The sequence below is a fragment of the Microcoleus sp. F10-B2 genome (assembly GCF_036704965.1).
Lineage (GTDB): Bacteria > Cyanobacteriota > Cyanobacteriia > Cyanobacteriales > Microcoleaceae > Microcoleus.
In genome coordinates this window covers 1-9,119 of the sequence record NZ_JAUBTB010000161.1, presented here as the reverse complement: position 1 = coordinate 9,119, position 9,119 = coordinate 1, and the positions used below count along the sequence as shown (strand labels likewise).

Sequence of the window (9,119 nt, the reverse complement as noted above, 5' to 3'; positions counted from 1 at the left end):
TATTCATCTTTTTATTCACGATCGAGTATTGCATATAATTGTATCATAGTCTTGATAATCATTTAGGATTGCTATATCTAGAAAAACAACTCAAACCAGCAGACTACCTGAATCTCAAAATTCTGGTATATTTATTGCTCCAGCCACAGACAGGTTAGTATTGAATTGCTCGCTTCTGTAATGCCCTATCCAATTCAATTTGAGAGCCTCCGGCGTAGTCTGCAACGATTTCTCAAATTAGACCGCCTCAACTACCAAAAGTCTGTGGTTTCCGCTGGTCAAAGAAATCTTAACAGCCAAATTTAAGAAATCGAAACCTTTGAAGCTTGCTATAGATCGTACTCTTCGGGCGATCGCATAACGTATTTATGCTCAGTCTGGTCTGGGAAAAACGAAGTATCCCCTTATACTGGCGACTACTAGACAAGAGAGGATGTAGTAATATTTGTGAACAACAAGCTCTAATTGCTCCTGTTTTAGAGTTACTGTCAGATTATGAAGTGCTCATTTTAGGCGCTGCCTGAATTTGGCAGTGTCAAGTTGGCATCTTGGCTCTGTGAAAAGGAAGTGAAGTTTATTTTTAGAGTAAAACAAGGGCGATATGTTCAAAGTGACACTAAATCCCGAAAAATTAGGTGGTAAAATTTTTGAGGGATCTTAATTCATGAAAAGTATCAGCCCTCCGGGTCCGATCTGCGGAATGTGGGTATTAAATAAAACCCTCAGTTATCCTGACTATGCAGGACTACCGCAAATCAAAACTCAGCTCCGACCGTCGCAGTATTTCCAGAAGCGGCCAACTTGCTCAACCAGTTGAAAGCGCGGCGTAAAAGGTCGAGGGTGGACTTGGCAGACGTGGAGGCAATTTTAGAAATACTCCTGCCCTGACCGATCGCCCGCTTGATGGGGTGGAGTGAAAGCAAAAAGTGGTATACAAGAGTGGTTTGTATACCACTTTCGTATACCACTGCCGATAAACTGCACGTGTGGCTAAAAAAGCGGATAGCCTCAAAGCCTTGTGTAGTAAGGGATGTACGGAGAGGGTGGGATTTGAACCCACGTTGAAGTTGCCTCCAAAATAGATTTCGAGTCTACCGCATTCAACCGCTCTGCCACCTCTCCAATTGATTTGAGATGTGAGCTAAAAGTATTTTACCGCACAGTGCGCCAGATTGTAAATCTTTATAAAAAAGAAGTTTGATTTTCTTCAAATTCCAAAGTGGTCTTAAATCCCCCTGCTGGAGTCCACTGGAGGGCTCCGTCGCGCCCTGTCCAGAATATCTGGGTTTTGCTTTGGCGCAGTTGGGCGGCGGTTTCTGGGTCGATTTCGTCAGCAGATGCGATCGCCACTTGCGGCCCAACTGCGGCCAATAACTCAGCCGTCAGAGCTTTTCCTGACCACCACAGCACTTGAGCCGGCTTCAAGGTTCCCGTTGCTGCCAATTTTTTTTGCGCTTCCGGTGTCATTTCACCGACTAGCAACCAAGTTCGATTTCCCACCAGGAATTCTACCACCGGAATCTCCGCATTCACGAACTGCAACCGGGTCGAACCCAGATCGACGGTACTGTTAGTTTCTAAAGGAAAGTAAACGCCTTGGCGAGATTGCACAGCCGTCATAAATTCCTGATTGTTGCCACGGTGAATTTGTTTCGGAGCCTGGTTATCATAAAATGTTTTAATTGGCAAGCGTTCTAGTAATTTTCCCCAACCACCGCTCAAACCTAAATGACCGTGAGCGGCGATCGCAAAATTCAAAGAATTAACTCCTTGCTGCTGCAAAAAAGGCAGCACTGTAAACCTCACGGTATTTTCATCACCGCTATTAATTAGCGCCACTTTTCCCCTATCTTGAATTACTAAAACTGGCTCGCCCGATGTCGCTAGCAAAGTAACTTGAAATAAAGATGCTTGAACGTGCCAAGCTGGCAAAACTATGATACTTATTCCCGCCAGCAGCGCCAGCGGTAAAATCCAAGCAGATGAAAAACTCGGCAGCGCAATAACTCTGCTTTTCCCCTTCTTCCCTTTCCCTTTTTCCTGGTTTTTCCCTCTGACTGCTTCCGGCTTCCGTATTTTTTCTTCCTTCCTCCTTATATCCGTTACATCCGTTACCTCCTGTACATTGCTCGTTGCCGAACTTCCCCCGATCCAAACCCAGCAAATTAAACTGTACAGCGCGATTAGCTGAAATACCGATACTTGACCGACAGCTACCGAATTACCGGGTAATTGCGAGAAATATTGGGCGATCGCAATTAAGCCCTTTGCCGGATAGTCCAGCAGTTGCGCTAAAACACTGCCAGCCGGCGGAAAAATCAATCCAGCTAAAGCGCTAACCATCCCCCCAATACTCAAAATCCACAGCAAAGGAGCCGCAATAATATTGACTAAAATGCTGTAAGGTGATACGACACTAAAAACGTAAAGTAACAGCGGTAATACCCAAACTGAAGCGGCGATCGGAACCACAAAAATTGAAGCGATCGCGGGCGGCATCCAGTCCAACTTTGCCATCAGTGGCGGCGTTGTCACGATTAACCCCAAAGTGGCCAAAAAACTCAGTTGGAAACCTAAATCCCAAATCCACAAAGGGTTAACCAGCAGTAAAATAGTAGCAGCGATTAACAGCAATCCCAGCGGCTTAATTGCGCGGTTGAGCACCAAAGCAAATAGTGTTCCAAATCCCATCAAAGCGGCGCGGCATATTGAAGCTTCAAAGCCAGTTAACGCCACGAGCAAAAATAAAGCACCGACGCCAAAACAAAATTGTAATTGTTTGGAAAAACGCCTGGTTAAAGCTAGAACTAAAGCCAAAACCATCGAAACTTGAGTGCCGGAAGCTGCGATCGCGTGGGCTAATCCAGCCTGTACAAAATAGTCGCGGATGTTGTAAGGTAAATCAACCGCTTGTTTGCCGAGGGCGATCGCACCGATCAGCGGGCCTTCGGGAACGTTCAACTGCGATAGCTGCGATCGCACGATCCGCAGCCGCATAGCTTGAATTTTCGATGGCTGCATCCCGCTTGGCTCGAAGAAAGCAGCCGTTTGGCTGTTAACTCGATTGACATCCGCGATCGCATTTTCTCTCCTCCAGTCAATTTGACGCCCTTTTAGCCCTGCAAAAGCTCCTTCCCTGGCTAAATATTCTTGAAAATCAAAAGCCCCCGGATTCGACGGCGGCTGCGGTTTGTACAAGGAACCCACAACTGCTATCGTATTGTCGGCGTACAAGCCAGTTGCTTGCAGCAGGGGCACTGTAACGTAGAGTTTACCCGATACTGGGCGGTTTACAACTGCTCCTCCCTCGCCCCCGTTGATTTCGCTAACTAAATCTGTTTCTAGCCAAAATTGCGATCGACCCGATCGAGTCAATCGAGGCGTACTAACAACTCTACCGCGAACTGTCACCGCCACTTCTTGAGTGTTCCCGCCAGCCGGAATCAGTTTGCTGATGTCATCTATTGCCGGTTGGGGCGATCGAACTGCAAAATAAAAGCTAGCTAGAAATGCCACCAAACCCGCAACGGCCCACACCCATTTCGATCTCGGCAGCATCTCCAACAAACTCAACTCTTCCCTCGCATCTAAGGGTTCTTCAAGAGCATTTTCTTTTTGTCTGCTGCGTCTTTTCTTAGTAACTTTTACAGAATTTCGAGCAAATTTTCGCAACAATTTCGGCAGGGCGATCGCCACCGCTATTCCCAAAGCAAGTATCCCGTATCTACCCCAAGGAACCGCTGTAGAAATCAATCCCAAAATGTAGGCAAGACAAAAAATTGCACCCGTTGCTTGATTCATTAATTAGTAATTTAGAGGGGGAATATTTCAGGGAAACCTATGCGGTACTTATGCACTCCTTACCAAAAAAACCGGGTTTTTCAACCTAGACAGTCCTGGACGCATCGGGGCCCCGAAACCGGGTTTTTTACCGAATCAGCGGTCTACAACCCGTCTTTTTGTAAAAAAACCCGGTTTGTAAACAATCGTGCGTAACTCCTACTAGATAAAAAGCTAAACGCCGTGTATTTAGATTAGGACTTATATCAACTCAGGTAGCATCGGAATTAATATTACCCACAGTCAGGACACGGCACGGCGCCGTGTCCCTACAATTAACCGGGGTAGGGACACGGCACGGCGCCGTGCCGTGTCCTCAGCATCATTCCGATGCAACCGCAAACGATATGACGCACGGGTGGTCAGAAACCGAGTTTTTGCGAAAATACTGCATCCCGACCTTTAAAACTGGTAACAACCCGGTTTCTTTGGTATTTATGCGTCCAGGACTAGAGATAAAAAACCCGGTTTCTGGCTACCCGTGCGTAAGTTATGGCAAAAATTCTTTCCTGACATTCTTTCCCTTCCCCTTCCCCTTGCTCTTCCTCTTCTAAATAGACAGCCCCAATTTTAAACCGAAAGCCGCGTGCAGCACCATAAGTGCAAGGGCCGTCGTGCCTAAATAAGCGTGAACCGCGCGCAGTGCTAGTTTCGCACCCCCAAAACCCGTTAGCGAAATCAAGCTGCCAACAGCCAGTAACACCAGCACTGCCGAACCCGTCCAAAAATGCGGACTTTCCATGACAGGCTGGTGCTGCATCACCAGCGACAGCAAGCCCCCTGTATAGCCCAAAGCTAGAAACAGAAACATCCACGGTGCAAGCTTGCGGTGATCCGAGCGACTTTTGAGTGCGACATCTTTATCGGCGGCCAAACGTCCCTGCCATCCCGTATACCCTACAAAACTGCCCATCGCCACCACCACTATCCCCATCATTACAGGGTGTCCCCAATGGGTAATTGGTTCGGGAATTCCCAGACTGCGAAATTGACTGGCGATGGGTTCTAGTAGTTCGCTGAGATTTATCATTTGCTTGAGATTCCTAACTTCGCGATCGCTAATTTTGGTTTAACCAACAACTTACTCTAAATAGCAATATACCGATCGCGATTTTCAATCACTGTTTCCAGCCAGAAGTCTGTATAAAATAAAAGAGCCGCACACAGGAGAAGTGTATTCCCTAGTCTCAGCAAGGGAAGGTCATTTCAGTTAATTTGAGCTGAGCAGTATCCCGTTTTTTGTCCCCACACCAGTAAGAGGATGCTATTGCAGACGGCGCTATGATTAAGCCTTACCGATTTTTGCAGCGAATTGCTCAACTTCTCGCCTACGCCTACTCAGCACTGATTGTCGGCTATCTGATTCTGAGACCGATCTTTTGGGACAGGCTGTGGCCGATTGCCTTGATGGGGGATTTTGTTCCTTGGATTTTCTTGCCAATCTTCCTGCTGCCAATTCTAGGGTTTTTTATCATAAAGAAACGCTGGTTCGCGATTGTTTCCTCTGTGGCTGGCATCTGCCTGCTGGGTTGGCTACACGTCACCTACTTTTCTCCCCAGCCCGCGAACATCAGTGACTCCCAGCCAACTCTCAAGGTTTTTTCTCTCAACCTCGGCTGGCATCACGACTCCCGACAAGCTTTGGTTAACCTAATTCAGGAAGAAAAACCAGACCTCATTTGTTTGCAAGAAATTAAAGAAGATTACGCCGAAGAAGTATTCTCTAAGTTGGCGGCATTATACCCGCACCACCTGGGGCGCGGATACCATGTGATTCTCAGCAGATATCCCATTCGCTCTTTCCAAAAGTTACAGCTAGCCGGTGGGAACGAACCACAAGAACGAGCTATTATCGAAATGAACCAGCAAGATGTAGTTCTTTATAACATTTCAACAACCCCACCGTGGTTTCGCCAGTATAAAATTTTGCCTTTCCTCAAAATCCCAGTTTACGAGTACGGCGACCGACCGGCACAAATTCAAGATTTAGTGCGGCGACTCCAGAAAGAAACGCTGCCGACTATTGCCGCTGGGGACTTTAATCTGACTGACCAGTCTCAAGACTACTATTATTTGAAAGCGGTTATGCAAGATGCTTTCCGAACAGCAGGACTGGGTTTTGGCTTTACTTTTCCTAACGGGTGGGATCTGAATTTACTGGTTAAACAGTTAAACTGGAAATTAACTTTTCCCCTGGTGAGGCTTGACTATGTTTGGTATTCTCAGCACTGGGGGGCAAAATCAGCCAAAGTTTTACCGGCAAATGGTTCAGAGCATCTGCCGGTGTCTGCCCAACTGCGGATGCAACCGGAATAGGGACGAGTGTAGGGGGTGCGCAACACTTTGCTGGGGCGATCGCGAGGTCATTGGTGTCAATTTAAGCTCCGGGCTAAGATCGTGATGCTGTTGGCGAATCCGTGAAGGGTGACACCCGACATTTGCTCCCGTCGCACCCCTCTTCGATCATTTCCGGTAATTTGCCGCAATTAATTTTTCTATCCTTGCTGTTTCTTTCTTCTTCCTTTTTGGCGTACTTGACATCTTGGCGGTTCATTATTAAACCCCCCAAGGAAACAAAGCATTGATGCGCCAACAGTCTCATGGAATTCGCGACTATCCAAACCAGGAATTTTAGACAAATGAAGATGTTTTCAATCAAGCCCAGACGACTAATGGCTGGAATTAAGCCTTACTGGGTTTGCAGTTGACTCCTGAATCGCCCGTAGGCCATAGCTCCGGGTCTGCCCTTCACCCCATCTTCACAGCCTCATCCTCACTCTGGATGTTAAATTCTACCTGCCTGCTCAAAGTTAATTTCAAGTCCTTGACTTTTGAATGCCAAAGTTTTGAATGCCAAAATGAGAAATTAACATCGCAGCCGACGAGCAGTCAGACTTCTACATTTTGCTAATCGCTCTCAAGGGAGAATCAACTGCTGAAAAAAAACTAGAGGTTCCAAGTTTGACACTTTTTGCATAAAGTATGCCGTCTGCCCGATGAGAGTTCGATCGACTCAGCGCTAAACTGAGCGTCTGAAGGCACCCTGAGAGCACCCTTGTCTGTTGAGCAGCCATCCCTGTGCAACACGTGAACCCTCTCAACTAACTCGCTGGGGATTCGGTTGTCGCAGACAAGCACCGACTTTCTTGCGTCGCCTTCCTCGGAACCGTGCAATCGCTAAACTCGCTGCGCCTTCGCTAAAGTAGCTTCCGAAGGTTGGATTTGATACTTTACGAGATTTGCCAGTTCTTGTAACTGACTAATAGCTTCTGCACCTTCTAGTTTCATCAGTTCGCGGTCGTCCCGCATCTCAGTCCAAGTGATACCGTAATCTGACACTAAAAATCTAATCAGATGGTTGTCCGTCAAACTGACCATAAATGAGGCACTGTTCATCTGACCCCCGCAAGTGTAGCAGGATGCCAGATAACCCCGATGCTCTAGCACGATCGCTAAAGCTTGGAGGTTCATTACCAAATCTTGGACGAATTTACGGTGTTGTTCTGCAAGTCTCAGAAACACGTTCTCCTCCTATCACCACACCGTGTATTTTACATCCCATTTAAGAATTTCTTAATAAGTGGGTATTTAGGTGCTGGTTCAGTATACGTTTAGTATGCTAAAAAAAAATCGGATTAGCGACCTCTTCAGCCTACCTATACTAGATTAACCGAGTTGCGCTAGAAACTAAGTATCAGCAGCGACATTCAGCCAAAACACGCTCTCGCCCGGGACTCCAGCCTCAAAATTTGCCTCCTGTCACAGGTGATTCAGCCGTCGGCAGCCCAAAGATACAAATAACTAATGACAGCAATCAAATTAGTTAAGTATAAGAGTTCAATCCCCCTGAGGATACTCGTCCCAAAGCGTCGTAGTCTGCCGCAAGCTCCGAAAATCCCCATTCCCCAAAATCAAGTGATCCAGTAGCGGAATCGACAAAAACTGCGCTCCCGCCAGCAACTGCCGCGTCAAAGCAATATCCTCCGGGCTCGGCTCCACAATTCCCGAGGGGTGATTGTGCGAGATAATCGCCCGCGTCGCCCCTTGGCGGATCACCTCCCGAAATATATCCCTCGGGTGAGCCAAAGTTTCCGTGGCTGTGCCGATCGTAATTACCTGAGTACCCAGCAGCCGGTTTTTCACATCCAGCAGCACCACAGCAAAACGTTCCTGAGACTGCCACATCAAATCCTGACTCAGGGCATCCGCCGCCGCTTGCGGAGAGTCAACCACAGCCATTTCCGGCGGCCGCGACTGAAACACCCGCTTCCCCAACTCCACAGCAGCCAAAATCCCCGTTGCCTTAGCAGGCCCAATCCCGTGAATCTGCGTCAACTCCTGAACGCTAATACTGCGGAGCACAGCCAGAGGGTCGCGCTGGTGCAAGCTCAACTGATTTAAAATATACTGTCCGAGCCCGACGGCCGAAAGTTTGCCTTTTCCCTGTCCGGTACCCAGGAGAATCGCAATCAATTCCGCAGTCGCCAAACTTTTCGGGCCACCCGCCATCAACCGTTCCCGTGGCCGTTCACTCGTTGGCAAATCGACAATTCTCAAGCTGTAAGTCATAGCTGCACCAGCACCGCAAGCTCAACAATTAGATGATTTTAGCCGATCGATTGGCGTTCTTCAATTGGTACAATCACCGAAAAAAGCCTTCATCATTAACCGAGGTTTTTGGCATAGCAAATCTAACGCAGCGTTTGGCAAGCGATCGAGTCTCGCTCTCGATGCCATAAAAGTGAGCTGCAGACTCAGCACCCTGCGTTCAGCGAAAAAGCGCGCTTACCCTAAATTCTGGCGATTCAGTTGAGGCCAGCAGCCCCGAGGAAACTGGTTGCGGCGGCCTAGGTGCTGTAACCCCAAGCAAAACGAACGAAACTGCCATCAACCCGCCGTACAAGGCAGCCGATCGCTTGCGAGTGCCCAGTCCCACCCATTGAGGATTTAGCAGACCCAGACAAAAAGCCGGTGTGGAAAACATGAAAGTTAATACAAACAAGCTGGACATCACACACCTCCGACTAGCGAATTGCAGCGATTAATTACTTTTATTTCCAATTAATAGCTCAAAATTCCCCTTAAAAAAGTTGCAATTTAGGATTTATAACTTAAGAATTATTGATGTCGATCAAATAACAATAAAAACTTTTAAATCTCTTACTTTAGGTAGTTGTTAAAAAAATAAGAGCTTTCTAAATAGCAGGGTAAGAGCATCTCAATTAGGCTTGACACAAGGACTCAGAAGAATCTAATGTAGGGTCAAGAAAACAAGAAAA

At 47.3% G+C, this 9,119-nt stretch carries 6 protein-coding genes and 1 tRNA gene; 1 reads left to right on the top strand and 6 read right to left on the bottom strand.

What is annotated here, in order from left to right:
* Positions 1 to 755: 755 nt before the first annotated feature.
* From QUA99_RS31570 to QUA99_RS31555, 4 genes are all read right to left on the bottom strand, one after another.
* Positions 756 to 968: a hypothetical protein gene (locus QUA99_RS31570; RefSeq protein ID WP_333245139.1), complete on the bottom strand. Its 213-nt coding sequence runs from the start codon at positions 966 to 968 to the stop codon at positions 756 to 758.
* A gap of 67 nt (positions 969 to 1,035) precedes the next feature.
* Positions 1,036 to 1,122, bottom strand: a tRNA-Ser gene (locus QUA99_RS31565).
* A 60-nt stretch (positions 1,123 to 1,182) separates the two neighbouring features.
* A complete protein-coding gene (locus QUA99_RS31560) occupies positions 1,183 to 3,801 on the bottom strand; it encodes a ComEC/Rec2 family competence protein (RefSeq protein ID WP_333245142.1) in 2,619 nt (872 codons plus the stop codon).
* A gap of 589 nt (positions 3,802 to 4,390) precedes the next feature.
* Positions 4,391 to 4,870, bottom strand: a complete 480-nt coding sequence (locus QUA99_RS31555) for a DUF4079 domain-containing protein (RefSeq protein WP_333245145.1) — start codon at positions 4,868 to 4,870, stop codon at positions 4,391 to 4,393.
* 251 nt (positions 4,871 to 5,121) lie between these two features.
* On the opposite strand from QUA99_RS31555, the gene QUA99_RS31550 reads away from it, so the two are divergent.
* A complete protein-coding gene (locus tag QUA99_RS31550; protein WP_333245148.1) occupies positions 5,122 to 6,156 on the top strand; it encodes an endonuclease/exonuclease/phosphatase family protein in 1,035 nt (344 codons plus the stop codon).
* Between the two features lie 861 nt (positions 6,157 to 7,017).
* On the opposite strand, the gene QUA99_RS31545 is transcribed toward QUA99_RS31550, so the two are convergent.
* Complete coding sequence (locus QUA99_RS31545; protein WP_333245150.1) at positions 7,018 to 7,362, bottom strand: DUF1815 family protein; 345 nt, start codon at positions 7,360 to 7,362, stop codon at positions 7,018 to 7,020.
* A gap of 315 nt (positions 7,363 to 7,677) precedes the next feature.
* A complete protein-coding gene (radC, locus tag QUA99_RS31540) occupies positions 7,678 to 8,409 on the bottom strand; it encodes a RadC family protein (protein ID WP_333245153.1) in 732 nt (243 codons plus the stop codon).
* Positions 8,410 to 9,119: the final 710 nt, after the last annotated feature.

Bases quoted from the DNA above. Each gene is read 5' to 3' on its own strand.
- QUA99_RS31555 (WP_333245145.1), bottom strand. From the start codon at position 4,870: ATGATAAATCTCAGCGAACTACTAGAACCCATCGCCAGTCAATTTCGC.
- radC (WP_333245153.1), bottom strand. From the start codon at position 8,409: ATGACTTACAGCTTGAGAATTGTCGATTTGCCAACGAGTGAACGGCCA.
- QUA99_RS31560 (WP_333245142.1), bottom strand. From the start codon at position 3,801: ATGAATCAAGCAACGGGTGCAATTTTTTGTCTTGCCTACATTTTGGGA.
- QUA99_RS31550 (WP_333245148.1), top strand. From the start codon at position 5,122: ATGATTAAGCCTTACCGATTTTTGCAGCGAATTGCTCAACTTCTCGCC.